Consider the following 25501-nt stretch of genomic DNA (forward strand, 5'->3'; position numbering starts at 1 on the left):
CGACGGCGTCGGTCATCGTCGGTGCAACTTCAGTACCGGGATCAAGCGCGTCGTGCGCGCCTCGTAGCTCTGGAATCCGGGGCTCGCCGCTTTGAACTTCTCCCAGCCGGCATCCCGTTCGGCGCCCTTGAGCTCCTCCACATGCACGGCGACCTCGCCTTCGCCCGGCAGCTCGACCATGATGTCGGGGTGCGCGAGGAGGTTGTGGTACCAGGCGGGGTGGTCATCCGCGCCCGCTTTGGATGCTGCGACGAGCCAGCCGTCGCCATCCGCGATCTTCATCACCGGCGTCACACGTTCGACGCCGCTCTTCGCGCCGGTGTGGTGCAGCAGCACGAGGCTGCGGCCGAAGCCGCGTGAGGCGACAGTGCCGTCGTTGGCGCGGAACTCCGCGATGATCGGTTCGTTCCAGTTGGTGTGACGAGATTCCGACATGAGACCGCCTTCGGTGTGGTGTCCGCTGTCTCAGTCGCGCGATTGCGGAACGTATTTTCCGGCGCAAGGACGCTGCGCGATGGTTTCACCCGCACGTTCCGACCTGGCGACTGCCGTCTCGATCACAATAGCCTCGCCCCTAGCGTGGTGGCGGATCGATATGCATCCTCGGGTCGCCGTCCGACCCCTGGCGCAAAATCTCGCGCGCTCTTCTGCCACGAGTGGGGGCAATTTATATTACAAGTGTTGTGCATGACGATTGGTATCCGATAGTTTCGGTGACTCCAGGGGTGGCTGGCTCCTGTTCGCTCCGAAATGTTTCGGGTGGCGGACCCTGCTGGCTCCATTTCGCTATGAAATGAAGGTTGAATTGTTTTGAGTTTCAAAAAGCAACGAAACAGCGCCGCAATCCTTGTCGGCTGCGCGACGATCGCGCTTGGACTGATCGGCGCAACCCCCGCGGTCGCAGACACGCCGGATCCAAGCACAATCGAAAGCGTGATTCGGGCAACGCCAGCCACGGCAAACGACTCTGCACAAGTACCAACGGCCGAAACTGGCAAGAATGCAATCGACGCGGATGTCGCGGACGCGAAGGTCGTTGTTCCTGTCGAGCCGGAGTCCGGAATCACGGTTGACACCGCTGCTGGCGAGATCGGGGTCGCCCTTCCATTCGCGTCAAGGGCGAATAGAGCAAACGCGGAGAAAAAGGGCATCGTCTCATATGACAACAACAACGGATCATCCACGGTTCCCGTCATCACTTCGAGCGGGACGCTTCAGATCAATTCGGTTATCAATGATTCGTCAGCACCCTCGCGATACAGCTATGACTTGACCATCCCGGAGGGGGGCTCAATCGTTCCTGCTGGTCGGGGGTACTTCATTGTGAATGAATCCAACGACCCGGTGGCGTTCATAGCGGAACCCTGGGCGAAGGACGCAAATGGTGCGCCTGTTGCTACGCACTACGAACTTGACGGCACCACTCTTACGCAATTCGTCGACCACAACACGACTAATGCATATCCGATCGTTGCCGACCCATCGTTTGTTTGGGAAGGGATTCTTCCTGCGGTGAAGCTCAATCGAGCCGAGACGAAAACCGCGACGACCATGACGGGAATGGCTACCGTCTGCGGGTGGGTCACGCGATACACCTCGTACGCAGGCGGATTGATCTGTGGAGCAAACTCGCTTTCAATCATCGCGAACAGCCAGCGCGCTTACAACGCCGGCAAGTGTGAGGAACTCCTTGTCGGGCCGGGCGTCATCGGGAGCATTGCGTACTCAGGCGGCTACTGCAAATGACGCCAATTGACGCGTTCCGGCTCGACGTCCGTCGAGCGATCAACGCCACGACGCCGCGCAAGATTGCGTCTTTCGGCTCGACGACAGTGCTTGTGGCGGCCGCAGTCATCTTCGGCGCTATTGCGCCGTGGTGGCTTTGGCTCCTTCTGTTGGCCGTCGAGGGTGTCATTTTCCTCATATTGGGCAACTATTGGGCCGGCCGTGATGCTCTAGCCGCAGAGGACTAAGAGGCCACGCGGAGGGAGGTGCCACGAGTGGGGCTCCCTCCGCGTGTCAGTCTTGTATCCCTAGCGACGGAAGCTAGCTAAGAGGCTGTCGGCAATCGCGACGCACAGTTCACCTAGCCGCGTGAGCCAAAGTCGAAATCGCCAGTGCCCCCGCCTTCCCGTCGCGCCCATCTATCCTCCTGGAATACTCGCTTTGTCCGTCCAGCGTATTGGACCGGCTCATCCCGCCGATTTGATGACTTTGTTGGCGGCCTCATACCGACTCCACGACGGCCCGCACGCTGCGCCCCAGGAACTCCGTGACCTCATCGGCCGCCAGATCGGCGTCGACCACACTTTCCACGAGCGCCTCCTCGGCGAACGCCACCCACGACCGGAGCGCGATCCGCAGCAACGCCGAGTCGGCGTATCCGAGCTCCAGAAACACGGCCACCACCCGCGCCGCCTGGAGTTCGCGCGCCTGCTCCACGACCTCGCGCACCTCCTCATCGCCGCTGGCGACACCGCGCACGAGTGAGTAGAACGTCCCCCGGTGGTCGCGAACGAATTGCACAATGCGTGCCAACGTGTCGCGCAGCCGGTCCAGCGGAGGCAGCTCGCCGAAAGGCTCTGTCGCCCGGAGCATGCTGTCGCGAGCGGTGCGGACGACCTCGCGGTGGAGCCCCTGCTTGGACCCGAAATAGTGGAACAGTAGTGCCCGGGACACGCCCGCCTGTTCGGACAGTTTCTCGATCGTCAGCGCCTCGAGGGGGTGGTCGGCGAGCGACGCCACCCCGAGGGCGACGAGCTGGGCTCGACGCTCGTCGGGGGTCAGCCGGGTTCGCCGATCCTCCTGCATGGTGCGAGCCTAGCCGTGGCATCCACTCTGCGACCCTCCGGGCATCCGCCTATTGACTTTTCGTCAATAGCTAATAGAGTCCCTAAACGAAGCCAGCTGACACCCGGATGGGGGTAGCACGGCTCCCCCGTTGAACGAAGATCGAGGAGGATCTGTGAAGTTCCGAAAGCTCACCGGCACGCACACCGGGCGAATCATTCTCGCCGCCGTCCCCGTCGCCGTCGTCTCGACGCTCCTCATGGCCGGCGTCGCCAACGGAGCCGTTCCGGTCTCCTTCTCGGTCTCGGGCAGCCAGTTCCAGATCAGCGCATCCAAACTCGACGGAACATCCTTCTCCCAGTACGCCGGAGTCGCACCCGACACCGCCGGCAAGCCGCATCAGGTCGCGATCGCGAACATCGGCTCGGCCAGCCTGTCGGACCTCTGCCAGTCCGTCGTCACAGACACTCCCCTGGGCAAAGTCGGCCTGCTGATCACGGCGGGCGGCGGTGGCAAGCCCGCGACCGCAACCGACCTACAGATCGGCATGACCGACCTCAAGGGCGAATCGACGTTCAAGAACATCCGGATCGGCGTGGATGCGTCCACCGTCAACACCAGCCATAAAGGCAGCGCGGGCGACTTCGCACAGGATGCGGACTCCGTCACGATCGCGAACCTGCAGCAGACGGCGTGGAGCACCCAGGCGTCCGTGTTCACTCTGACCGGGATGCACGTTCAGCTCACCGACGGCTCGCACGGATGCTTCTGATGGCTGACGAGCGGGAAGGAACTCACCGCATGACGGCGGGACGTTGGTCCCGGTTCGCGACGTGGCGCCGCGAACGCCCATTCGTCGGCGGGATACTCACCGCCCTCGCCGGCATCGAACTGTTCTTCTCCGGGCAACTCGACCTGGGCAAGATCCACGTGCAGCTCGGCATCGAAGGCCTGCAGGCGACCATCGTCCCCGTGGTCCTCGTCCTGTTGGGCGTTCTCGTGATCGCGATGCCCGCACACCGGATCTTCTACGGCGTCATCGCGCTCGCTGTGTCCGTCTACTCGCTCGTCGGGGTGAACCTCGGTGGATTTTTCGTCGGGATGCTCCTGGGCGTCGTCGGTGGCATCCTCACGGTCTCGTGGATGCCTCGGTCGGCGGATGCGGATGCCCGCGACGGCGAGCCGGTCACCGCTTCGCTCGCGGATGCGCCCGATGACTTCCAAGCAGAGCCCGCGCACGTCGCTCGGAGTCGATCCTGAGCCGGCGGTCACGCATCCGGAACCGCGGCCACGGCCCGCTGGGGGTCGGCGCGACGGGCCTCGCCCTGTTACTCGCGGCGACCGGGATCGGTGCGTCGTGGGCGCCGGGAGGCGTCCGTGGCGACCTGTGCATCCCGATCATCGCGCCGTGCGGTGCGGCCTCGCCGTCGCCCTCACCTTCCCCGTCGCCTTCGCCGACGCTCCCGCTGCCGATTGCGCCGATCCCGGGCATCGGCACCAGCCCTGTGCCGGGTGCGCCGGGCACGCCATCTCCGACTCCTCCGCCCGCAGCCGTCAGCGACTCGGGTGCGCCGATCTTCACGCAACCGGCAGCGCAACTCACCGGATCATCCATCACCTTCACCGGCCTGCACTCGGTCACGCTGGTCACCGTGCCGCTCGCCGACGGTCGCCGTGTGCCAGTGCTGAAGCTCACGGCTGACGACATCGTGATCAAGGACTTCCACCTGAACGTGCGCAAACAGACGGGCCCCGCCCTGATCTCGGATGCGGGAACGATGGAGTTGCGCGGAAACGTGCAGGTCTACGTCGACTCGGCGACAGCGACCCTGCTCGATGGGTCGCCTTTCACGCTCGGAGCGGCGACCCCGCCGCCGGATAATGGTGTTCCTCCCACGCTGCTGCGCGTGAACCTCGGGCTCGTCGGGGTGACCGCGGATTCGATCACCTTGATCCCGTCGCACCAGGCGCTTCGCGGATAGCGGCCCTCTGACTACGCGACCGGAAAGGCCTCGGCGAGCGCGTGGCGCACTCGGCGGGTGACCTCCGAATCGAGAGGTCCAGGTTTCGCGATCTCGGCTGCCGCTTTTTTGGGCCAGAGAACGCGAATGCCTGAAGCCGTGCCATGAGATCTAGAGGCGGGACCCTCACGTGGTGCAGGAAACACTTGTGGCTGCGGCGATGAGCGCCCGCATGAGCTCAACCCCCGGCAGTCGCTCGCTAGCCGGTGATCGCCCCCCGCGTTGGGACTGCCGAGCTCGGAGCGCGACTGGCAACCTAGTGTTCATGTCTTCGGGTCCGGGCTGGGGAAACCAGCCAACGCAATACGTGTACGTTCAGCACGCTCCCAAGCCCCCGAGTAACGGGCTCGCCGTTGCCGGCATGGTGCTCGGCATCGTCGGCGCCGTTTGTTCGCTGATCCCGTTAATCGGGGTATTCCTCTGTTGGCTGCCCGCGCTGCTGGGAATTATCTTCGGGTTCATCGGGCTGGGAACCGCCAAGCGCACGGGCGGCTTTCGACGGGTTGAGGCCATCACCGCTATAGTCTGCGGCTTCTTGCCGATCCCGATCATTCTCTTCGGGGTGATGATTCTCGCGGGTCTCGGAGCTTCCACGCACTCATCGTGAATGAGAAAGCTCGTGGACCTCGAAACGCAGGCCCAGCCGAGCGACCGGTGGACCCAATGCGACGGGGCATCTCGATTGGCGCCTACTGGGTGCTCGCAGTGTGGACGATCGCACAACCCCTCATCAATGGCCTTCTCGGGAATCCGCGCTGGCTGGGTGTCACCGTCTGGGTGTTCGGACTCGTCGTATTCGCAGGCCTCTATACGGCGACCCGATACTCGCTTGCCAAGCCGTATCGCGAGGTCCTGAGGGCGGCGCGCGCCAGCCATCCCGATTCTGTAGTCTTCGGCGTCAGGCTAGATCCCATTACCACTCCGGTCGGCGTCGAGTGGGGTGATTCGCGGCTGATCCAGTGGGGGCTTATCCGGGCAGCTCCGGCCGGCATCGAAATAGTCAGGTCTGACGGGACAACCATGCTCGCCCGACCATGGGACGAAGTCGAACTAGCGTCTGACTATCAGACGCGTCTCTACGTCAGAACGGCCGAAACCTCCGAGGAATGGTGGATTCCGCAGATAAGCGACTCCGGTATCTGGCCGATAGGTTTTTCCTCACGCCAACTAGTCGCGCGACGCATCAATAGGATGCTGGCTGTTCGTGCAAATCAGGGGTGAAGCGGTGGAGCTTTGCGCCCTTCCCGATCGCTCCACGGGTGGGGTGACCGGTCAGCAGTTGTGCAGCTTGGCGACGGCGGCGCTCAAGGCGCCCGTTCCCCCGATCAGGGTGACGTTCGAGACACCGCGTGCCGCTAGGTCGTGCTCCGACCCCCGCGGGACGCAGGTCGGATTCACGACGTAGAGCGGCGAGTGGTTCACTGCGGCTAGTACGGCGCCGGAGAGCGCGTCCGCGAACTGGGTGCCCGTGGCGAAATAGGCGCTCGTGCCCGAGGTGAACGCGTCGGCATTGATCAGCTGCGAGGTCGTGTACCGGTCGACGCCGTAGATGCGGTTGACCGGTCCTGACGTGCCCAGCTGGGTGGCGATCCCCGCCGAGACGACGGACGGTCCGCCGATGACAGTGAACGCGTTCGCGCCGTGCGAGGTGAGGAAGTCACTGGTCGGCGTGTCCAGCGTCGGCTTCGATCCGTTCACGAGCAGCACGGGGATGCCTGCGGCCCCGGCTGCCGCAGACGCCGACAGGGCGTCAGGGAAGTCGAGGCCGGTAGCGACATACACCTTCTGCATCGACGCGAATGCGACATCGACGACCTTGCGCCCGGTGTCGAAGCGGTCGGTGCCTGCAAGCCTGGTGACCGTCGCTGCGAGAAGACGCAACTGGTTCTCGACCGCCGTCGAGACCGCGCCGGTTCCGCCGACGATGTAGATCGTCGAGGGCTGGAGGCTCTGGATCTCCTGCTTCGTGGTCGTCGGCAGATTCGCCGGATCGGTCAGCAGAAGCGGTCCCCCGAGCTTCGCTGCGGGCGCTGCCGCTGACAGGGCATCCGCGAAGCCTGTTCCGGTCGCGATGAAGACGACAGGTGCCGTCGTCGGGAACGCCGCCTGGGCGACCTTTACCGACGTCAGATACCGGTCGGCGCCGGAGACCCGCGTCACCGTCGGGTTCCAGGTCGCGGAGGCCACGTCGAAGATGTCCATCGTTCCGGTGGCGTTCGCGTCGCTCCCGTCGACGGTCACCCAGACCTGCTTTCCATCTGGCGTGAACGCGAGGTTCCACGGGGTGCCCCCGCTCACGGCATAGGTGAACACGACGGACTTCGACGCGAGATCGATCACCGCGACGGTCTTGCTCTCCAGGTTGAGCAACCACGCCTGGGTGCCATCCGGCGAGACCCTGATGTGGAACGGAGCAAAACCGACGTTCAGAATGGTCGACGTGACGGTGTTGGTCGCAGTCGACACCACGGACACGGTACCGCTCGTGGAGCCGTCTCCGGGGTTCGTGGCGAACAGGGTGGAACCGTCAGGGCTGATGGCAATGCCATCGGACGCGGCCCCGATCGGGATCGTGGCCGTCACAGTGCCGGTGGCGACGTCGATGACCTCGATCGAGCCTGCGCCATTCCCGCTGTTGTCGGCGCCGACGACATACGCCTTCGAGCCGTCCGGGCTGAACACGAGGTCCCACGGGAGAACGCTCAGAACGATGTACTTCAGCACCACCTTAGTGACTGGATCGATGACAGCCACCTTGCCGGTCGTCGCGTTCGGCGGCCAATCCAACGCGTACACCTGGGCACCATTGGGCGTGACGGCGACATCGAAGAGGGGGTCGATCATCGAGACCCGGCCGACATTGGTGGGGTTGGTCAGATCGAAGATCATAAGCCCGCCCTGCGCCGGGCCGTGCGCAAAGGTCGCATAGGCCTTGGTGCCGTCAGCGCTGATCGTCAGACCGTTCGATCCGGAGCCGTCGAGGCCGGCAAACCACAACTGGGCGTGAGTCGTGGTGCTGTATACCGTGACTTCGGCGCCTCCCACCACGTCGGTCACGACCGCCGCCTGTGTACCGTCCGGGGCGATCGCAACACCGCCCGGATTGTTCCCGACGTGGAAGCCGCTCGGCGCATACGAGCTCGTGGCGGATACCGGGCCCGCGACCGCGAGGCCGATTCCACTCAGTGCAATGACGGCGAACGTCGCGACGAGCTGTCGAACACCGACCTTCCGCCCTGCGATTGGCTTTATTGACCGGCTGTGTTCGCGCATCTTTACACGCATTCATGGTGAGCGAATCGGGTCGATCGCTGCTCTGAGCCAATTATGCATCCGCTCAGATCCCGGCGGACAGCCCAATATTTGTTCAGGGGCATATTCCTCTCAGAGCCGCATCGTCGACCGGTCGTACCCGGCATACCTTTAGCCGAACGTGAACGAGTAGGCCTGCACGCCCTTCGGGATCCGCACGGTCAACGTCCCCGCACCTGACCCGTCGGACACAAGGGTGCGCCCGTTCGGTACTCCATCCACGTGAACCGTGGTGGTCTTTCCGTTACGTTCGATCTGCACATCCCCCGTGCCCGACAGCACGATCTGGACAACTTTGGCGGAGTAGTCCAGCCGGATGCTCGCAGCATCCGCAGACGGAGTGATGGACTGGGTGCCCACATCCCACCCGCCCTGCAACGCGAACGAGTTCGCAGGCTGCTTGGCCGGCAGCGCGAACTCCGCGGCGCCGGACGTGTACGGCACTCCCCCGCCGAAATTCGACGCCTTCGTGTAGCCGAGGTAGGTCTCCCGCGTGATCTTCGACGTCTGAGGTGTGGTGTCGGCAAGGTCGGTCGCGGCGGGAAGCGACGTCGACGGGTTGGCCTGCTGCAGCAGCTGGCGGATCAGCCCCTCGGTCTGGGCGTAGTTGCCCTCGCCGAACTGGATGTTGCGCACGGTCCCGCTCGCGTCGATCAGGTAGTGGGCGGGCCAGTAGCGGTTGCGGTAGTTCGTCCAGGTCGACAGGTTGTTGTCGATCGCAACCGGATAGGTGATCCCGAATCCCTTCGCGGCCGACTCGACGTTGGCGGGCACCTTCTCGAACGCATACTCAGGAGCGTGGATTCCGATGACCTCGAGTCCCGCATCCTTGTACGCCTTGTTCCACGCGACGACGTGCGGGAGAGACCGCTGGCAGTTGATACAGGAGTACGCCCAGAAGTCGACCAGGACGACCTTGCCGTGCAGCTGGTTCAAGGCGGCCGGCTTGTCGCCCGGGGTGTTGAACCACTGCTGGATGCCCGTGATCTCCGGCGCTGTCCCGCAGCTCTCCAGCATGGATGCGTTGTTCGAGCACTTCGAGAGGTCCTTGTTCTGGGCGTTCACGAGGCCGCCGAAGTTCAGAGCCTTGGACACTTGGCCCGAGTTGGAGAACTGGTCCTGCAGCGTCGACGTGTAGTCAGGGATGAGTTGCTGCAACAGCTGAGGCAGGTTGAACAGCAGGCCGACGGCGAGCGCGATCATCAGGATCCCGCCGGTCATCCGGATGCCCTTCTGGTGCTTGCGGAACGACTTCACCCTCTCGGCCACGCGACGGCCGGCGAGGGCGAACACGAGAAGCGGGATGGCGGCGCCGATCGCGAACGAGAGGGTGAGAATGATCGTCTCGATCCCGATCCGTCCCGTCGACCCGGCGACCGTGATCGCTGCAAGCACCGGTCCAGCGCACGGCACGTAGACCGCGCCGAGCGCGATCCCGAGGACAAAACCGCCGCGGTCGGTGCCGACGTTGCGCTGCGGGATCCACGAGAACGGCTTCTCGAGCAGCTCTTCGAAACGCGGAACGATCAGGCCGATGCCCAGCAGAAGCAGGACGACGATGCCCGCGTAGCGGAGGACGTCCTGCGGGAGGTGCAGCACGGCGAGCAGCAGGGAGCCGAGCAGGGTGAACACGCTGAAGGAGACGACCAGGCCGAGGATCACCTGGTAAAGCCGCCAGCGGGAGACGGTGCGCTCCGGCTCCGCTGCGCCGGCGGTGTCCGTGCGCGTGAGCGTGGCGGTAGTGGTGCGGCCACTGACAGCGACCTCAGCGGCCGAGTCTGCGTGGGCCGACGGGCCCGCCGCACTATCGCGCACCGTCGGTGACGACCGGGCACTCTGCGCGCCGCCGGAGAAGAAGATGACGGGCAGCACGGGGAGGATGCACGGGGAGATGCCCGTGATGAGGCCGCCGAGGAATCCGATCAGCGCGAGGGTCAGGTACATGCCCAGCATTCGGAACGCCGGGCCGCTGCGGATTGCCGAGTGACCGCATCCGGCCGGTTTCGATCACTTTCCAATCCGTTTACGACCGCCGTTCCGAACGCCCGGCAGAACGACGAACACAGTCATCCACCAAAGGAGCCTTACTCATGCGCAGTTCCAAGATCTCCCTCGCAGCCAGCGTCGTCGCCCTCGCCGCGCTCTCGCTCACCGGCTGCTCGTCCGGGACCGGCTCGGCATCGGGCACGAGCTCTTCAATGAACTCGTCCAGCCCATCCGCAGCCGCCACCATGGACCCGGCCGCCGACCTCGTAGGTCCCGGATGCGCCGCCTACGCCAAGCAGGTTCCGAGCGGCGCCGGCTCAGTCTCGGGCATGGCGCAGGACCCGGTCGCGACCGCGGCGAGCAACAACCCGCTGCTGACCACCCTGGTGGCAGCCGTCTCCGGCAAGATCAACTCGAAGGTGAACCTGGTCAGCACGCTCGACGGCAGCGAGTTCACCGTCTTCGCTCCGGTCGACGAAGCGTTCAAGAAGATCCCGGCGGCGACCATCGACACGCTCAAGACGGATGCTGGCGCCCCGACGCTGAGCAGCATCCTGACCTACCACGTGGTCGCGGGCCAGATCGCGCCGAAGGACATCGTCGGCACGCACAAGACCGTTCAGGGCAGCGATGTGGCCGTGACCGGTTCCGGCGACAACCTGAAGGTCAACGATGCGAATGTCATCTGCGGTGGCGTGCACACCGCGAACGCCACGGTGTACCTCATCGACTCGGTGCTGATGCCTCCCGCGAAGTAGCTGCACAATCCCCTCGGGCCGCTGGACGCGTCGACTGCGTCCAGCGGCCCGAGGCATTCCGGATCGGCCGCGATGGTGAAATGCTGGGTCGCATGGACGACACGCCACCACCGCAGGTCTGGCCCACCCTTCGCGCCTCTGACGCGCGAGCGCTCATCCGCTTCCTCGTCGACGTCGTCGGGTTCGAAGAGACCGTCGTGTACGCGGAAGGCGACGAGGTCTCGCATGCGCAACTGTCGTGGCCGCTCGGTGGCGGAGTGATGCTCGGATCGGCACGCGACGACGGCATGGGGTTGCCGGGAAGCACGAGCTGCTACGTCGTCGTCGAGGATGCCGACGCTCTTTTCGAGCGGATTCGCTCAAGCGGGGCAACGGTCATCACCGAGCCGCACACCACGGACTACGGATCACGCGACTTCGCCATCCGAGATCCGGAAGGCAACCATTGGTCCTTCGGCACTTACCGCGGCGAGCCCCGGAGCGGCTGAGGGCACGACCGCGAGTTCATCGCGGCAGTAAGAATCACTCCAGAAACTGGCTAGCACACACGTTGCAATACAGTAGCCCGGCCCACGCCGTCAACGGCGGCGGAGTCGGGGCACGAAGATGACGACAGCGATCGCAGCGACCAGATAGAGCAACGCGATGATCCAGCCGCCTTCCTGCGAGCCCACCAGTTCCGGAGCCGCGAAGTCGATCGCCAGGTTATGTCCCGCGTGCGCCACCATCACTACCGCTAGGCCTGCGCCCGACCTGTCGTAGAGCCAGGCGTAGACCACTGCGGTCGCGACGAGCCGCACGAAGGTCTGCAGAACATCGGCCACGCTGCTGTCTGCGCGGCCGGCTGGGGTGAGGAGTGGCCAGAGATGCCAGACACTCCAGATGAGGCCGACGATCACGGCGGCGGAAACCATCCGGAACCGCTTCTGGAGGTGCGGCTGCGCGAAGCCACGCCAGCCGGGCTCCTCGCCGATCGATCCGGCGATGACAGGACCCACAAGCACACCGATGCCGGCCGCCGGCGGCACGACGAGCCAGTGAGCCGGCGGGTGGCCGCCGAAGGCGACAAAGAGCGCCGTCGCCAGCAGCACCAGCACGAACGGCCCGAGGAGTGCGAGCGCGTACCACTGGATGCCGGCGCGCCAGTGAAGGAACTGGCGGAGGATCGAGCGGAAACCTCCGGCACCCGGCAGGAACCCGGCGACGGCGAGCGCCACGAGTCCAGGCGAGTATGCGATGACCAGGATCGCCGGGGAGAAGTCATGGTAGCTGACGCCGGTCGCGTTCAGCCAGAGTGCGGCGAGCGCCGTGACCGCCAGAAGGGCGATCGCCCACACCACGACAGCGCGCAAGTCCCGATTCGCCGGGCGCTTCATTGCTTCTCCTCGCTCGAGGCTGTCGAGTGCCAATCTCCCAGTAGGAGGAGTGCGCTGGGATGGTGTGGCCTGCTGAATCAATTGTGGCTGGTCACCGCGAATGCGCGCTCAGCAATGAGAGCAGCCCCGATGACGATCATGGCGATCCCGGCGACGCGCGAGACGAGCCGCGCAAGCGTCGGCCGCGAGCGAAGCATCCGATCGGCCACAAACCCGAGCGCCAGATAGAACAGTCCGCAGACGACGACGAAGAGCGCGCCGAGGACGGCCAGCTGGATCGCGATCGGCCACGGCGCATCCGATCTTGCGAACTGCGGAAGGATGGCGAGGAAGACGAGCAATCCTTTCGGGTTCAGGGCGCTCACGCCGAATCCCCGGGCGACAAAGGTGCCCCTGGCCGGCCCGCGCTCCGGTTCACCGCCGCCTTCGATCAAACCCGGCGGCCTTCGAAGCGTCACGATCCCCAAGTAGACGAGGTAGGCCGCACCCGCGAACGTCAGCGCGGTGAGCATCCAGGGGATGGCCGCGACCAGCGGACCAACGCCTATCGCCACGACCACAGTGAGCATCAGGTATCCAAGCATCAGCCCGCCGACGGCTGGCACGACCACGTGGTGTCGCAGACCGGACGCCAGGATGAACGCCCAGTCCGGACCCGGAACGACGATCAAGGTTGCCGCGATGCCAGCGAATGCCAGCAGAAGATAGGGTTCCATCACTACACCTCCCCTGAGAAGGAAACTACGAGATAATCGAGGGGAAGTGCTTCCAACTATTTCCACGCGTGCGCCTGATTTGAGGAAAAAGATGGTGATGGATCGTCTTGATCGCAAGATTCTTGTCGAGCTGCAACTCGACGGGAGGCAGAGCATCACCGAACTGTCAGAGCGGGTCGGCCTGACCGTCTCCCCCGCGCACAGGCGCGTCCGCGACCTCGAGCGCTCCGGCGCGATCCTCGGCTATCGGGCCGTGGTCGACCCGACCGCGCTCGGCCTCCACTTCGAGGCCCTCGTGTTCGTCACGATGCGCCAGGAAGACCGCGACACACTGATCGCGTTCGAGAAGGCGGTGGCTGAGATCCCGAACGTGCTTCTCGCACAACGACTCTTCGGCGACCCCGACTACCTGTTGCGGGTGCGGACCACGGATCTCAACGCCTACGCCCAACTCGAAGACGACCTGCTCGCCGCCCTGCCCGGAGTGCAACGCTTCAACTCGACACTCGTCATGAAGAACATCGTCGTCGACCGGCCGTACCCGGCTGACCTTTAGGTCGTCACTCTGTCGAACCGCTGCCCGAGCGGGTTCGAAGCGCCCAGGACGAACACCAGCTCGATGATTCCGGCTGCCGGCTCCGAAGGAGACCACGCAAGCGCAATCATATGGTGAGCATCAACCATGTCCGGCGATTACCGGTTGAGGAAGGTGGTTACCCAGCCGAGAGCCTTCGAACCCCACGGCCCAACCGCGGACGGGTCCGCCTGCTGGCTTGCGTCAGCCTCGATCCGGTACGCATTCGCGGGTACCAAGCGACGGCTTGCGCGGAATGCCGCGATTGCGCCCACAACCGAAAGCGCTGCGAGAGCGAGGAGCAGCCAGCCGAACATCGATCCGCGAACCAACAGGACAATCCCGAAGGGCCCGGTCGCCCAGAACACGACGACGGCCACGACAGCACCGACCATCAGCCAGCGTGCCCGCATCCGGCGTCGCTCTTGCGCGTCGAACTCGTCGATCAACTCACCCATCGAATTCCCCCACGACCAGAGACTAGCGGCGCAGGTTCGGGCAAGCGCTTCGAAATGCTGACTGCGAGCGGCGGGGATTCAGAGCCCGAACATCAGCCATGCCTGGTGGCTGACCCAATCGGGGTAGAGCGCGCCCATCGCGTCGTACAGCACCTGATCGCTTTCCGTCTCATCGCGAAGGCGACCGAAATCGATGAGGTACTGCCTGGTCTGCTCGATCGTGTCTGCGCTGTCGGATGTTCCAGGCTTCTTGTGCCCCGCAACCACCATTTTCGGAAAGAGCGCCGACAGGCGGTCCAACGCCGCGATCCAGTTCTTCCGAATCTCCGGCGTCGTCGCGGCGACGAACATGTGGCAGTGGTTGTAGACGACATCGCCCGCGACGATCAACTCGAGGGACGGCACATAGAGGGACGTGCTGTCGGGAGAGTCGGTGGTTCCCTGCCTGATGATCTGCAACTCGTGACCCTCCAGGCTGAACGCATCCGATTCATACGGCTCGGGCAGAACCAGGTCAGCGGGCAGCTGCCCTGGCCAGAGCTTGCGGAAGAAGGCGGTCCGCTCGGGGGAAGCTCCGGCGAATTCGACGGTTTCCGGCGTAGCGATGGCTCGGGCCTCCGGAAAGTGGCGTTGTAGGACGCTCAATCCCGCAAAGTGATCGAAGTGTCCGTGAGTGATGTAGATCGTCGTCAGGTTGCGATGATGCAATGCCACCCACGCAGCCAAGGCATGCGCCTCCGCCTCCGTCGTAAGCGCGTCGACCAGCACGGCATCCGTGTCGCCGAAGATCAGGGTGGATGTCATCGGGTCCCACGCCGGCGGCGGCCCGAACGGGCGGGAACGCTCACCGACCGTCGGTTTCTCGGGGGCGACGAAGACACTGACGTTCAGTCGGGAACCCATGGTTCTTCCCTTTCTTCTTTCGCTCGATCTCAGTCAGCGTCGTTCTGGACTTCAGTTCCCAGCCAGCTGCCGAGATCCAGTTCGGTCTCTCGCTGCTGGAAGCCCGCATCCAGTGTCGCCGCGTACAGGCGTTGAGTCTCGGGCGTCCGCGCGCTCTCGCCGAACTGGTCCGAGTCGTACCGGAAATCTTCGACGGGCGCCAGTGAAATCGCATTCACGCGTTGCTTGATCGCCACTCGCCCTGCCGCCGAAAACGACGCGATCCGATGCGCAAGACGCTGCACGAACCCCTCGAGCTGATCGCCGGGCATGGCGCGGTTGATCCACCCGTATCGTTCCGCCAGCTCAGCGGAGTAGTCATCGGCGCTCAGCAATACCTCGAGTGCCCGGCCACGCCCCAGCAGTCGGGTCAGGTGCTGAACCGCCCCTCCACCGGGAAGCTGCCCGAACGCCGCCTCGAACTGGGCGAAGACCGCGGTTTCCAGAGCAGCGAAGCGCATGTCGCATGCGAGGACGAATTCGTCGCCCGCACTGCGGACTCTGCCTTCGATCTGGGCGATGGTGACCAGCCGGCTTGCGCTCAGGTACCGGAACAGGAGGGCGATGGATGCTTCGCCCGTGAGTCGGGCAGCTTCCGCACGGTATGCGGCGATCCTCGTCACGTCGACGTGCGAGATGAAGTAGTCGGGGTCGGCACTCGTGAACACCAGCACCTGGACCCCTGCGTCGGACTCGGCCCGCTGGATCAACGACACCAGATCGTGCACCAGCTCAGGGCCGAGGAGGTTCATCGGCGGGGCTGCAATCTCTACCGTCAGAACGGCGCCGTCACGGTGAACCCGAAGCGTGCGGTAGTCCCCGGCGTCGACCGGCACCTGTGTCTCACGGTCATTCGACATGGCTTCTCCAAACCACCCCGTTCACGCGGTATTCGACACCATCGCATCACTGGCGGGGCTGGTCGTCTCTGCTGGGTTCAAAGCGGCGGCGGTTCGGATGAAGATGATGATCCAGCCCAGGATGACGGCGGAGGCGACCAGCTCAAGTGCCGTCAGGTTGTAATAGCCGATCGGGAAATACAACAGAGTGACTACTACCACGGCGCCGAGAAATGCGTAGCCGAGCGTGACGAACGTGGCGGGGAAACCGGGCAGAAGGTTCGGGAGTGCAAATACCATCGCAACGAAAAGCACGACCAGCGAAATGGCCACGGTGTTGTGGATCGCGTGGAATCGGTTGACCGGGAAAATGCCGACCCCGGCCAGGAACGCGCCTTCGCCGACGAGGCCCCATCCGATCACCGAAACTTTGCGGGCGTTGTAGTCGGGTCGGGATCGTGCCCACTTTCTGACATCCACCATGACGTAGTCAGAGAGCGTGAGGATCAGGCCGCCGGTGACGATGAGCGTGAAATTGAAGGCGAACCCCGAGAAGCCGGCCATCGTTCCCAGATCGCTGAAGTTCCGTTTCCACCACGCGGGATCTGGTGCGGTGATCATGCTCGCGAGCACCCCGCTCGCGATGAAGATCGAAAGGAGCGTCGAAATTCTGAGCGAGTTGATGGTGTTGCCGGAAGCCTGCATGAAATAGGTGCTGATTCCCGTGGCAACCGCAACCAGCACGGCAGCCGTGAGCGTGTCGACGCGAAGCCCACGGAAAGCGTCGTCGAGGAGGAGGAACGTCCCCAGGCTCAGAATGAGCCAGATGGCGACGTGATTCACGGTGAGCGCGGTTGTGTCCAGGACCCGTCGAGGGAGTGCGAGACGATCCTGCTTTCGAGGCGGGAGAGGCCCGAGCGCCCGGAGGTAGGCGAACACGAACCCTCCCGCTCCGAGGACCGAGCCCGTGATCGCCGCGACGGTGCCGATCGACCACGGCCCGAACAGCGGCACCGAGCCCTGCCAGAAAGCGATTGCCCCGGCGACGGCCCCGATGCCGCTCGCTGCGGCCGCCAACTGAACCGACCGGGACTCGATATGAATTGCCGACAGGCGAACGCCTGGGTGATGTTCTCGTGACATGCGCTCGCGAACTCCTTCGTCGAGAGGAATGAATCAGCTTGCGATGAACTCGAGGATGTCCTTGTCGAGTTCGGCCTGGTATTCGCCATAGATGCCGTGGGGTGCCCCGGGGTAGACCTTCAGCGTCCCGTTCCTGACGAGCTTGATCGACTTCTCCGCTGCGTCCGCGATGGGCACGATCTGATCGTCATCGCCCTGAGCGATGAAGATCGGAACGTCGAGCGCTTTCAGGTCCTCGGTGAAGTCGGTCTCCGAGAACGCTTTGACACAGTCGTATGCCGCTTTGAGTCCGACGAGCATCCCCTGACGCCAGAAGTCGTCGCGGGCGCCCTGCGAAACTTTCGAGCCCTCGCGGTTCGCCCCGAAGAAGGCAGCAGACAAGTCCTGGTAGAACTGCGACCGATCGGCGAGGACGCCTGCCCGAATCCCGTCGAATGCCTCGATCGGCGTGCCGTCCGGGTTCGTGTCGGACTTCACCATGATCGGCGGGACCGCGCCCGCTGTCACGATCTTGCTGACGCGTCCCGCGCCGTGCTGAGCGGCGTAACGCACGACCTCTCCGCCTCCGGTGGAGTGGCCGATCAGGATGATGTCGCGCAGGTCGAGCTGATCGACCAGTTCTGCGAGGTCGCGTGCGTAGGTGTCCATGTCGTTGCCGTTCCACGGTTGCGACGAGCGACCGTGGCCACGCCGGTCGTGGGCGATCGCGCGGTAGCCGTTGTCGGCGAGCAGCTTCAGCTCGACCTGCCAGGCGTCCGAGCTGAGCGGCCACCCGTGGCTGAGGATGACGGGCTGACCCTCGCCCAGGTCGGTGTAATAGATCTGCGTTCCGTCCGAGGTGGTGATGTATGGCATTGCGGTTCTCCTCGTACTCTTCGATTCCATCGGGAGTGTCGATACTCGCGGTCTGCACCGATCTGCGCGTTCCTCGAGCTGACGCGTCTCAGGTTACGCCGCGGCCCCTCACATGCAGCGATTTGTATAACCTCACAACCTGGTCGCGGCGATTCTGTGGCCGCCTCCAGATCTCCGGGTTGCGCATCGAGCCGGAGCGATCATCGTCGACATCATCAGCCACTGAAACGAAAGGATCACACGATGGCACTCTCCGACGAGCTGCTGAAGCTCTCCAACCAGTCCCGCGAACTGGAAGCCTCCATCGAGGCGACCAAAGAGAGGAACGACGAGAAACTGAAGGCCCGGAAGGCTCAGTTGGATGCCCAGCTGACAGACGCCCGCACGAAACTCGGGGCCAAGGTCAACGCCGCCGGCGATGAGACCGCCGCCGAATGGGCCGACGCGCAGAAGTCCGTGTCGGACGCGTTCGCGTCGCTGCGTGCCGATTCCACAGCGCGACACGCGAAATGGTCGGCGAAGCGCGCCGGTCGGGCCGCAGACGACGCCGAGGCCGACGCGCTGGACTCGATCGACTTCGCCATCTACGCGATCCAGGAAGCCGAGTACGCAGTGCTCGACGCCGCCATCGCTCGAGACGAGGCGGACGAGAAGGCGGCTGACGCAGCAGTGAAGGAGGTCGCAGCCAACGAGTAGAATCGCCTCCATTCCGCGACACCGGCGCGCGGCAGATGCGAGGCAACCATGGATGAACTCGATTCATGGCCTCTGCTTGCCGAACTCCTGCGTGAAGTGGTCGTCTCGAACCCTGACCTCTCCGTCCGGATGGCTGACACCATCCGGACGGAACTGGAGTTCTATCGCGCGGGATCTCCCGTGACCCCAGCCGAGGTCGAGCGCTCGACATCGGAGCACATCACGGCGCTCGTCACTCCGGGCCTGACGGTCGAGGAGCGGGAGGCGGCGCCTCGCGACCTCGGCGAGCGACGGGCCCGCAAAGGTATCGCGCAGATGGACATCACGGACGCGATCCGGACCGGAACAAAGTACCTGTGGGATGCGGTCGTCGCCCACGGGAGAGCGCGTGGTGTATCCGACGCGGAGCTGGTCGAACTAGCGTCGCAGGTCTGGTTCATGCACGATGCTTTCGTCCAAGCGATGTCGGCAGGCTACCGAAACGAATTCGCCAAGAGCCTGCTCAGCCGCCAACAGGAACGGCTCGGAATCCTGTATGGACTCCTCACTGCCAGAGGGCAGGAGGCTGCCTCACCGTGGAATGCGGTCGATCGGCTCGGCCTGCCCCGCACAGGCGGGTACGTGGTGGTGGCCGTGGCGGCTCCCCACACCGGCAGAATGCCGTTGCCTCGAGTCGAGCAAGCCTTGGCGCAATTGCAGATCATCTCTGCCTGGGTGATGTCCGGAAATGTCCAGTTGGGGATCGTGAGCGCCGTCGACCCTTCGTGGCCCGCCGCTCTCGAGTCGGCGGCGGAACAATGGACGGTGACCGCCGGCGTCAGCCCGCTGCAGCAGGACTACGCACGCGTAGGGCTCACAGTCAGGCTGGCGAGGATCGCGCTGGCGGCGGCAGCCCCTGGCACCTTCAGCTACTTCACCGATGCTCCCATCCCGATGGCGGCTGCGGGGTCGCCTGAACTGAGTGGACCCATCGTCGAGGTCGTCTTCGGAGAGCTGCTCCATCTCCCTGAAACTGAGCGACAACCGCTTGTCGACACCCTCGACGCGTGGTTCTCGACCGACGGGTCCTTCGCCGCTGTCGCCACCAAACTCTGGGTGCACCAGAACACGATCCGAAACCGCATGCATCGGATAGCCACCCTCACCGGTCGCGACATCGCGCAACCCCGCCACGCGTCCGAGCTCTACCTGGCTCTCTCCGCCTACCACCAGCAGGCCATGGGCAACCTGGACGACTTATGATTCGCCCTCGAGGGTCAGGCGGGCTTGATGTTCTGGTTCACGTGGAAGAGGTTTCCTGGATCGTACTTGGTTTTGACAGCCACCAACCGCTCGTAGTTGACCCCGTAGTTCTCACGGACTCTGCCTTCGTCGTCACCGTCCATGAAGTTGATGTAGCCGCCCGGTGAGGAGTATGGACGCAAGGCCTCGGTATAGCTGCGGACCCAGTCGATGTTCGCGGCGTTGTCTGCCGGGTCATCCCACATGCAGGCGATCACGGGAGAGAACTTGACGTCGCGGTTGACGAAGGCGGTGTCCGTCTTCCCCACCCGCTGAACGGCACCGTCGATCGGGTAGATGTGGACGGACGTCTGGACGCTGGGAACCTTGCTGCCGTACTCGAGGTGGGCGGCGATGGCGCCGTCATTGAGTTCGGCCAGGAAATTCGCCTTCCAGTAGGCCTGCATCCCCTTGGGCAGAAGAGGATCGAAGGCAGCGTTGAGGGCCGGGTACGGCATGGGTCCCACCATCGAACCTGCCACGGGGGCCACATCCAGGAACGGCTGCCAACGGGCCTCGCCCTCTGCAGGATCGCCGGTCCACATGCCGATGATCACGCAAACTGGCTTGCCATGCCATTCCTCAGGCAGGAACGGCACTGGCGGTCCCTGGTGGAAGCCCATGAAGGTCCCGAATTCCTCGGGCGCATGGGCAATGTAGTCACGGTAGAAGTGAGCCACGGTCTCAGCATGCTCGATGCTGTAGATGATGATCGCGGCATGGACCATGTCCACGGGCTGCAGTTTGTACTCCAGTGAAGTCACCACCCCGAAGTTGCCGCCGCCGCCCCTCAAGGCCCAGAACAGGTCCTCGTTTTGGGTTTCGCTCGCCGTCAGGAACCTGCCTTCTGCGGTGACCACATCTGCGGACAGCAGATTGTCGCAGGTCAGCCCGTATTTGCGAGAGAGGTAGCCGATGCCGCCGCCCAGGGTCAGGCCCGAAATCCCGGTGGACCCCACGATGCCGCCCGTGGTGGCCAAACCGAACGCGTGGGTCGCGTGGTTGAAGTCTGCCCAGGTGGTTCCCGCCTCGGCACGGGCAGTCCGCGCCTCGGGGTCGACGCGGACCCCCGTGCGGTTGACGAAATCAATGACCAGGGCGTCGTCCCAGGTGCCGAACCCGGGCGCACTGTGGCCGCCGCCACGAATTGCCAGGGGCATGGAGTGATCGCGCGCGAAGTTCACGCTGGCGATGACGTCCGCCACCTGCGCCACACGGACGACACCGGCCGGATGCTTGTCGATCATCCCGTTGTAGACAGCGCGGGCGGAGTCATATTCAGGATCACTTGGTGTGACCAGTTGCCCGCGGAGCTGTTCACGCAGTCCGTCGAGCGGTATTCCGTTCATGGGTGTTAGCCGCGATTCTCTTCATGAGACCGGATACGCTCCACCCGCCACATCCCCACCAGTAATGACGGCCGGGGGTTACCCCGCTAGGCCTACACCCAAGCCACCGCAGGGTCAAGAGGACTGATGGCGGGCGCTCGCGGCAGCTAGACATGGAAACGTACAGCATCGACACGGCCGGCGCCGGGCCACCAAAAGAGGCGGGCCACTTTGTCGGTGGCCCCGCCCTTTTTAGAATGTGAGACTCACGATAGAAATCGCTGAAATCCCTGTTGCGGGGTCGCCCCAGTGGGTCGACCCCGCTCGTTCAGCAGCCTTCCAGGTTGGCGACCGCGTCGCTGAGGACGCCGGTGCCACCGATCAGCGTGTCGTTTTCGACTCCACGATTAGCGAGGTCCAGCTTCGACGCCGCGGGCAGGCAGGCCGGGGTGACAACGTACAGTGGCGCACCATTGGTAGCAGCGAGCACGGCACCCGAGAGCGCATCGGCGAAGTCGTTGCCGGTCGCGAAATACGCGGACTTGGCGGTCTTGAATGCGTCAGCGTTGAGCAGCCGCGAGGTCTCGAAGCGGTCGGAACCCTGGATGCGCGTGACGTTCGGGCCGAGGCCCGTAGCGACGCCGGCAGAGACGGCGCCCGGGCCACCGACGACCGTAAACGTGTTCGCTCCGTGCGACGTCAGGAATCCAGTGGTGGCCGCATCGACCGACGGCAGGCTTCCGTTCAGAAGGAGCACGGGAATGTGTGCCGCGCCGGCCGCAGCCGCAGCCGACAGTGCATCCGGGAAGTTCATGCCGGTTGCGACATACGCCTTCGAGAAGCTCGGGAAAGCCACATCGATAACTGCACGGGCAGTCACGAAGCGGTCGGAGCCAGCCAGACGCTTCACGGTCGGAGCCAGAGAATCGAGCTGTTTTTCAACCGCAGCCGAAACCGCACCGGTTCCACCGACAATGTAGATCTTCGACGGGTTCAGACGCTGGATCTCCGCCTTGACGATCGCCGGAAGGCTGTCCGGGGCGCTCAGCAGCAGCGGTCCGCCGAGCTGAGCCGCCGGAGCGGCAGCTGCGAGGGCATCCGCAAAGCCGGTGCCAGTCGCAACGAACACGACGGGAGCGGTGTGCGGGAATGCGTTCTTCGACACCTGAACGGAGGTGTCAAAACGGTCAGAACCTGAAACTCGATTCACTGCCGGGTTCCAGAAGTGAACGACCTGGTGGCCCCACGTGATGCTTGAGACCGTCGCATTCGCCCCGGGGTCGTCCTGCACGCCGAAGCCGAGGACTGTGTAGGCGCCCGCCGCGGTGAGCAGGTCGGAGAGGGTGTGGTTCTCCCACGCCGGAATGCCGTTGATCGGCCTGGAGAACGCCCATTGCTGAGCGTCACCGACCTGGTTTACACCGATGACGACACCTGCCATCGGTACGATCGTGACAAAGTGCTGGCCTTCTGCGTAAATGGGGATCTGGAAGTTCGCGTGGCCGCTGGTGGAGGTCCACGAGATGCCCTGGGCGAGCACTGCCTCGAACCCGGCCTTGTCGAGCGTGGTGTCAAGACCCTTGATGACGGTCGTGCCCTTGGTGCCGGGCTGGAGTTCGAGACCCGCGCCGTCCACCGTGGCGGCCGAGACCGCGGGGTCGGAGCTCAGGTGCCAGGTGTTGTAGTTGGCAGCAGTCTCGGAGTTCGCGATCGAGCTGACGTAGCTGTCTACGGTCGCGTCAATCGCGGCGGTCGCGGGGGCGGCCGCGGCGAACGCGATGCCTCCGGCGACGACGACTGTGGTTGCGAGGGCAGCCAGCCGGGTGTGGCTATAGTGCAATGTGTTTCCTCTGTCTAGACATAGAAATGCCCCGCCGCACAGACGGGGCACGTGATTTGTTGAGACTATCTACGAATTCCGGCGCAACCGTGCCATTCGGCGTTATATAGCGAACCGATTTCGCCCCCAATTCAGGTCAGGGCGGCGGGTATCCGAGAGTCGACAAATATCAAGCAGTCGCCAACCGAGCGTCATAAAATGACGCGTGCACCAGCTCACCCGCGACCAGGCCCGACGCATCGCGGTGGGGGCGCAGCTGCTCGAAGCCGATCGCCCTGACGACGTCGTCGGGATCGCCGAGCAACTCGGCGCCATCAAAATCGACCCGACGGCCACGATCGCGCCTGCGGAGCACACACTCCTCTGGTCGCGGATCGGCTCGGCCTACGACAGGGCACAGCTCTCGAAGGCCGTCGAATCCGACCGGCTGCTGTTCGAGTTCGACGGAGCCTTCCGCCCCATGAGCCTGCTGCCGTTGATGATGCCGGCGATGCGGCGCTGGCCGCGTCGGGAGAGCAGCCGCCAATGGTTGGAGGCGAACGACCAATTCCGCACCGAAGTCCTGGCGCGATTGCGAGCGGAAGGCCCGCTGCTCGCCAGCGAAATCCCGGACACCGCGAACGTCATCCGGCCGCCGGATGGCTGGTACGGGCCCAACCAGGTCGTGCATATGCTCGACTTCCTTCAGCGGCAGGGCGAGGTCGCAATCGTGGGTCGGAAGGGACGCCATCGGCGTTGGGATCTGGCCGACCGCGTTTACCCGCACGATCTGCCCGAATACGAAGACGACGAGGCCGAACGGTTGCTGAACGAGCGCAGGTTACAGGCGGCCGGTATCGCCAAGCAGAGATCGCCGTGGACCCCGGTCGGCGAAGCGGGCGAGCCCGCGACGATCGAAGGGATGCGCCAGAAGTATCGCGTCGACCCCGAGGCGCTCGCCGCGCTCGAAAATGACGAAGGGGGCCGCGTCGCGTTCCTCAGCCCGTACGACGGGATGCTCTTCGATCGCCCCCGGCTGCGCGAACTCTTCGAGTTCGACTACGTGCTCGAACAGTTCAAGCCGAAGCCGCAGCGAAAGTACGGCTACTTCGCGCATCCGATCCTGATGGGCGATCGATTCGTGGGGATGCTCGATGCCGAAGTCGACAACGACCGCGGCGAACTGAAAGTCAACGCAGTCCATGAGTTCGTGCCGTTCGACGAAGTGGAGCACGACATGGTCCACGCCGAGATCGCCGACCTCGGCACGTGGTTGGGCGTCGACGTCCCGGAGTGGTGACACGGCTCCCTGAGAGAACTCGAAGACCGCGTTTGTTGGGCGGCCATCCTCCGGTCGACGCGAATTCACTTTGCGTTTCTACCCTCCTCAGGGGGTCAGGTGATTACTGCGCGTCAACGAAATGACGCCGTCACGTGGGCCCACGACGGAGGAGTCCGATGAGATTCAGATCAAAAGTTGGGGCGAAAGTCGCGGCAACGAGTGTCGCAGCACTCGCGGTCACTGCTTTCGGCGGCGTTGGAATGGTGGCCAGCGCCTCGGCCGCGGTTCCGTCGCATGGCCACGGGCGCTCGGACCATGTGCTGCTGATTTCTGTTGATGGCATGCACCAGAGCGACCTGAATTGGTACGTCGCGAACCATCCGGCCTCGACGCTCGCGAAGCTGACCCACGACGGCAGTCAGTACACCAACGCGTCGACCTCCAACCCTTCGGACTCCGACCCGGGTGGCACGGCGCTGATGACCGGTGGCAACCCCAAGACCACGGGCGTGTTCTACGACGTCGAGTACAGCCACACGGTCGACGAGGCGGGCGCCGCATGCACTCCGGGCCAGCCGGCCACGGGCGGCGACGTCATCTACGACTCGCCGGACGACGCTCTGGCACAGGTGCCCGACTTCACCAACCCGTCGAACGGCGCTTTCCCGTCATTCGACGAGAACGGTTCGATCTACCCGGGCGGCGTCGACACCAACCCCGCAGCGATCATGAACCTGAAGTTCGACCCGAAGACCTCTCTCAACCCGGCCACCTTCCCGGTGGATCCGAAGACCTGCAAGCCGATCACCCCGTGGGATTACCTTGGCGACAACACGATCTTCCAGGTCATCCACAACGCCGGCCTGCGCACTGCGTGGTCCGACAAGCACGAGGTTTACGCGTCGTTCAACGGTCCGGGATCGAACGGCCAGAGCATCGACGATCTCTTCTCGCCTGAGATCGACTCCCAGGCCGTGATGCCGAACGGCGTCCCGTACCCGCAAGATGACGACTGGGCGCACATCGACGCCGCCACCAAGCAGTACGACGGCTACAAAGTCCAGGCCGTGCTCAACGAGATCAATGGTTTGGACCACTCCGGCAAGACCAAGGCCGGCACTCCTGCGATCTTCGGCATGAACTTCCAGGCCGTGTCTGTCGCGGAGAAGATCAAGTCGACCCCGACGACACTGATCGGCCCGGACGCAAACGGCAACTACACCACGAGCGCACCACAAGCGGGCGGCTATCAGTGGGCTAACGGCCAACTCGTTCCCGGCCCCGTGCTCTCCAGCGCTCTCCAGCGCTCTCGACTATGTTGACGC

General features: G+C 64.3%; 27 protein-coding genes. 14 read left to right on the forward strand and 13 right to left on the reverse strand.

Features of this window, described 5'->3' with window-relative positions; all coding sequences use genetic code 11:
- Positions 1-12 precede the first annotated feature (12 nt).
- The gene (locus ACPPVQ_RS13260; RefSeq protein WP_426515570.1) at positions 13-435 is read right to left on the reverse strand and encodes a nitroreductase/quinone reductase family protein; all 423 of its coding nucleotides are present in this window, start codon (positions 433-435) and stop codon (positions 13-15) included.
- 375 nt (positions 436-810) lie between these two features.
- Here ACPPVQ_RS13260 and ACPPVQ_RS13265 point away from each other — a divergent pair, with 375 nt between their 5' ends.
- Positions 811-1746 carry a hypothetical protein gene (locus tag ACPPVQ_RS13265; protein ID WP_426515571.1) on the forward strand — a complete coding sequence of 312 codons (936 nt, stop codon included), beginning with the start codon at positions 811-813 and terminating at the stop codon, positions 1744-1746.
- Entirely contained in the window at positions 1743-1973 is a 231-nt protein-coding gene (locus ACPPVQ_RS13270) for a hypothetical protein (RefSeq protein ID WP_426515572.1), read from the forward strand. Before ACPPVQ_RS13265 ends, ACPPVQ_RS13270 begins: the two co-directional genes overlap by 4 nt.
- 253 nt (positions 1974-2226) lie before the next feature.
- Here ACPPVQ_RS13270 and ACPPVQ_RS13275 read toward each other — a convergent pair whose 3' ends face one another.
- Positions 2227-2811, reverse strand: a complete 585-nt coding sequence (locus tag ACPPVQ_RS13275) for a TetR/AcrR family transcriptional regulator (RefSeq protein ID WP_426515573.1) — start codon at positions 2809-2811, stop codon at positions 2227-2229.
- Between the two features lie 154 nt (positions 2812-2965).
- On the opposite strand from ACPPVQ_RS13275, the gene ACPPVQ_RS13280 reads away from it, so the two are divergent.
- The 5 genes from ACPPVQ_RS13280 (at position 2966) to ACPPVQ_RS13300 (ending at position 6032) form a co-directional block, all read left to right on the forward strand.
- Positions 2966-3562 (forward strand): DUF6230 family protein, encoded by a 597-nt coding sequence (locus tag ACPPVQ_RS13280; protein WP_426515574.1) that lies wholly within the window; start codon positions 2966-2968, stop codon positions 3560-3562.
- A gap of 29 nt (positions 3563-3591) precedes the next feature.
- Positions 3592-4050 (forward strand): DUF6114 domain-containing protein, encoded by a 459-nt coding sequence (locus tag ACPPVQ_RS13285; RefSeq protein ID WP_426515575.1) that lies wholly within the window; start codon positions 3592-3594, stop codon positions 4048-4050.
- A 245-nt stretch (positions 4051-4295) separates the two neighbouring features.
- Complete coding sequence (locus ACPPVQ_RS13290; protein WP_426515576.1) at positions 4296-4772, forward strand: hypothetical protein; 477 nt, start codon at positions 4296-4298, stop codon at positions 4770-4772.
- A 304-nt stretch (positions 4773-5076) separates the two neighbouring features.
- The gene (locus tag ACPPVQ_RS13295; protein ID WP_426515577.1) at positions 5077-5418 is read left to right on the forward strand and encodes a DUF4190 domain-containing protein; all 342 of its coding nucleotides are present in this window, start codon (positions 5077-5079) and stop codon (positions 5416-5418) included.
- Positions 5419-5474: 56 nt separating this feature from the next.
- Positions 5475-6032 (forward strand): hypothetical protein, encoded by a 558-nt coding sequence (locus ACPPVQ_RS13300; protein ID WP_426515578.1) that lies wholly within the window; start codon positions 5475-5477, stop codon positions 6030-6032.
- Positions 6033-6083: 51 nt separating this feature from the next.
- Here ACPPVQ_RS13300 and ACPPVQ_RS13305 read toward each other — a convergent pair whose 3' ends face one another.
- Both ACPPVQ_RS13305 and ACPPVQ_RS13310 read right to left on the reverse strand, forming a co-directional pair.
- A complete protein-coding gene (locus ACPPVQ_RS13305; protein ID WP_426515579.1) occupies positions 6084-7868 on the reverse strand; it encodes a cell wall-binding repeat-containing protein in 1785 nt (594 codons plus the stop codon).
- 366 nt (positions 7869-8234) lie between these two features.
- The gene (locus tag ACPPVQ_RS13310; protein ID WP_426515580.1) at positions 8235-10067 is read right to left on the reverse strand and encodes a cytochrome c biogenesis protein DipZ; all 1833 of its coding nucleotides are present in this window, start codon (positions 10065-10067) and stop codon (positions 8235-8237) included.
- 146 nt (positions 10068-10213) lie between these two features.
- On the opposite strand from ACPPVQ_RS13310, the gene ACPPVQ_RS13315 reads away from it, so the two are divergent.
- Complete coding sequence (locus ACPPVQ_RS13315) at positions 10214-10867, forward strand: fasciclin domain-containing protein (RefSeq protein ID WP_426515581.1); 654 nt, start codon at positions 10214-10216, stop codon at positions 10865-10867.
- A 92-nt stretch (positions 10868-10959) separates the two neighbouring features.
- The gene (locus ACPPVQ_RS13320; protein WP_426515582.1) at positions 10960-11355 is read left to right on the forward strand and encodes a VOC family protein; all 396 of its coding nucleotides are present in this window, start codon (positions 10960-10962) and stop codon (positions 11353-11355) included.
- A 90-nt stretch (positions 11356-11445) separates the two neighbouring features.
- On the opposite strand, the gene ACPPVQ_RS13325 is transcribed toward ACPPVQ_RS13320, so the two are convergent.
- Both ACPPVQ_RS13325 and ACPPVQ_RS13330 read right to left on the reverse strand, forming a co-directional pair.
- The gene (locus ACPPVQ_RS13325; RefSeq protein ID WP_426515583.1) at positions 11446-12243 is read right to left on the reverse strand and encodes a CPBP family intramembrane glutamic endopeptidase; all 798 of its coding nucleotides are present in this window, start codon (positions 12241-12243) and stop codon (positions 11446-11448) included.
- A 77-nt stretch (positions 12244-12320) separates the two neighbouring features.
- Positions 12321-12959, reverse strand: coding sequence for a LysE family translocator (locus ACPPVQ_RS13330; RefSeq protein ID WP_426515584.1), 639 nt, complete (start codon positions 12957-12959; stop codon positions 12321-12323).
- 97 nt (positions 12960-13056) lie between these two features.
- Between ACPPVQ_RS13330 and ACPPVQ_RS13335 the strand changes: the two genes are divergently transcribed.
- Positions 13057-13515 carry an Lrp/AsnC family transcriptional regulator gene (locus ACPPVQ_RS13335; protein WP_426515585.1) on the forward strand — a complete coding sequence of 153 codons (459 nt, stop codon included), beginning with the start codon at positions 13057-13059 and terminating at the stop codon, positions 13513-13515.
- Between the two features lie 137 nt (positions 13516-13652).
- On the opposite strand, the gene ACPPVQ_RS13340 is transcribed toward ACPPVQ_RS13335, so the two are convergent.
- The 5 genes from ACPPVQ_RS13340 to ACPPVQ_RS13360 all read right to left on the reverse strand — a co-directional run bounded on the left by ACPPVQ_RS13340 (position 13653) and on the right by ACPPVQ_RS13360 (position 17770).
- A complete protein-coding gene (locus ACPPVQ_RS13340; protein ID WP_426515586.1) occupies positions 13653-13991 on the reverse strand; it encodes a hypothetical protein in 339 nt (112 codons plus the stop codon).
- 78 nt (positions 13992-14069) lie between these two features.
- A complete protein-coding gene (locus ACPPVQ_RS13345) occupies positions 14070-14894 on the reverse strand; it encodes an MBL fold metallo-hydrolase (protein WP_426515587.1) in 825 nt (274 codons plus the stop codon).
- A gap of 29 nt (positions 14895-14923) precedes the next feature.
- Positions 14924-15793, reverse strand: a complete 870-nt coding sequence (locus ACPPVQ_RS13350) for an enoyl-CoA hydratase/isomerase family protein (protein WP_426515588.1) — start codon at positions 15791-15793, stop codon at positions 14924-14926.
- Between the two features lie 21 nt (positions 15794-15814).
- A complete protein-coding gene (locus tag ACPPVQ_RS13355) occupies positions 15815-16915 on the reverse strand; it encodes a DUF998 domain-containing protein (RefSeq protein ID WP_426515589.1) in 1101 nt (366 codons plus the stop codon).
- 33 nt (positions 16916-16948) lie between these two features.
- Positions 16949-17770 (reverse strand): alpha/beta fold hydrolase, encoded by an 822-nt coding sequence (locus ACPPVQ_RS13360; protein ID WP_426515590.1) that lies wholly within the window; start codon positions 17768-17770, stop codon positions 16949-16951.
- 243 nt (positions 17771-18013) lie between these two features.
- Here ACPPVQ_RS13360 and ACPPVQ_RS13365 point away from each other — a divergent pair, with 243 nt between their 5' ends.
- The gene (locus ACPPVQ_RS13365) at positions 18014-18466 is read left to right on the forward strand and encodes a hypothetical protein (RefSeq protein WP_426515591.1); all 453 of its coding nucleotides are present in this window, start codon (positions 18014-18016) and stop codon (positions 18464-18466) included.
- Between the two features lie 48 nt (positions 18467-18514).
- Positions 18515-19708 (forward strand): PucR family transcriptional regulator, encoded by a 1194-nt coding sequence (locus ACPPVQ_RS13370; RefSeq protein ID WP_426515592.1) that lies wholly within the window; start codon positions 18515-18517, stop codon positions 19706-19708.
- A 14-nt stretch (positions 19709-19722) separates the two neighbouring features.
- On the opposite strand, the gene ACPPVQ_RS13375 is transcribed toward ACPPVQ_RS13370, so the two are convergent.
- Both ACPPVQ_RS13375 and ACPPVQ_RS13380 read right to left on the reverse strand, forming a co-directional pair.
- Positions 19723-21096, reverse strand: coding sequence for an FAD-binding oxidoreductase (locus ACPPVQ_RS13375; protein ID WP_426515593.1), 1374 nt, complete (start codon positions 21094-21096; stop codon positions 19723-19725).
- 307 nt (positions 21097-21403) lie between these two features.
- Positions 21404-22915, reverse strand: coding sequence for a cell wall-binding repeat-containing protein (locus ACPPVQ_RS13380; protein WP_426515594.1), 1512 nt, complete (start codon positions 22913-22915; stop codon positions 21404-21406).
- Positions 22916-23120: 205 nt separating this feature from the next.
- Between ACPPVQ_RS13380 and ACPPVQ_RS13385 the strand changes: the two genes are divergently transcribed.
- On the forward strand, positions 23121-24194 hold the full coding sequence (locus ACPPVQ_RS13385; protein WP_426515595.1) for a DNA glycosylase AlkZ-like family protein: 1074 nt from the start codon (positions 23121-23123) through the stop codon (positions 24192-24194).
- Between the two features lie 158 nt (positions 24195-24352).
- Positions 24353-25498 carry an alkaline phosphatase family protein gene (locus tag ACPPVQ_RS13390; RefSeq protein ID WP_426515596.1) on the forward strand — a complete coding sequence of 382 codons (1146 nt, stop codon included), beginning with the start codon at positions 24353-24355 and terminating at the stop codon, positions 25496-25498.
- Positions 25499-25501: the final 3 nt, after the last annotated feature.

This window comes from Leifsonia sp. McL0618 (genome assembly GCF_049994905.1).
Taxonomy (GTDB): domain Bacteria; phylum Actinomycetota; class Actinomycetes; order Actinomycetales; family Microbacteriaceae; genus Diaminobutyricibacter.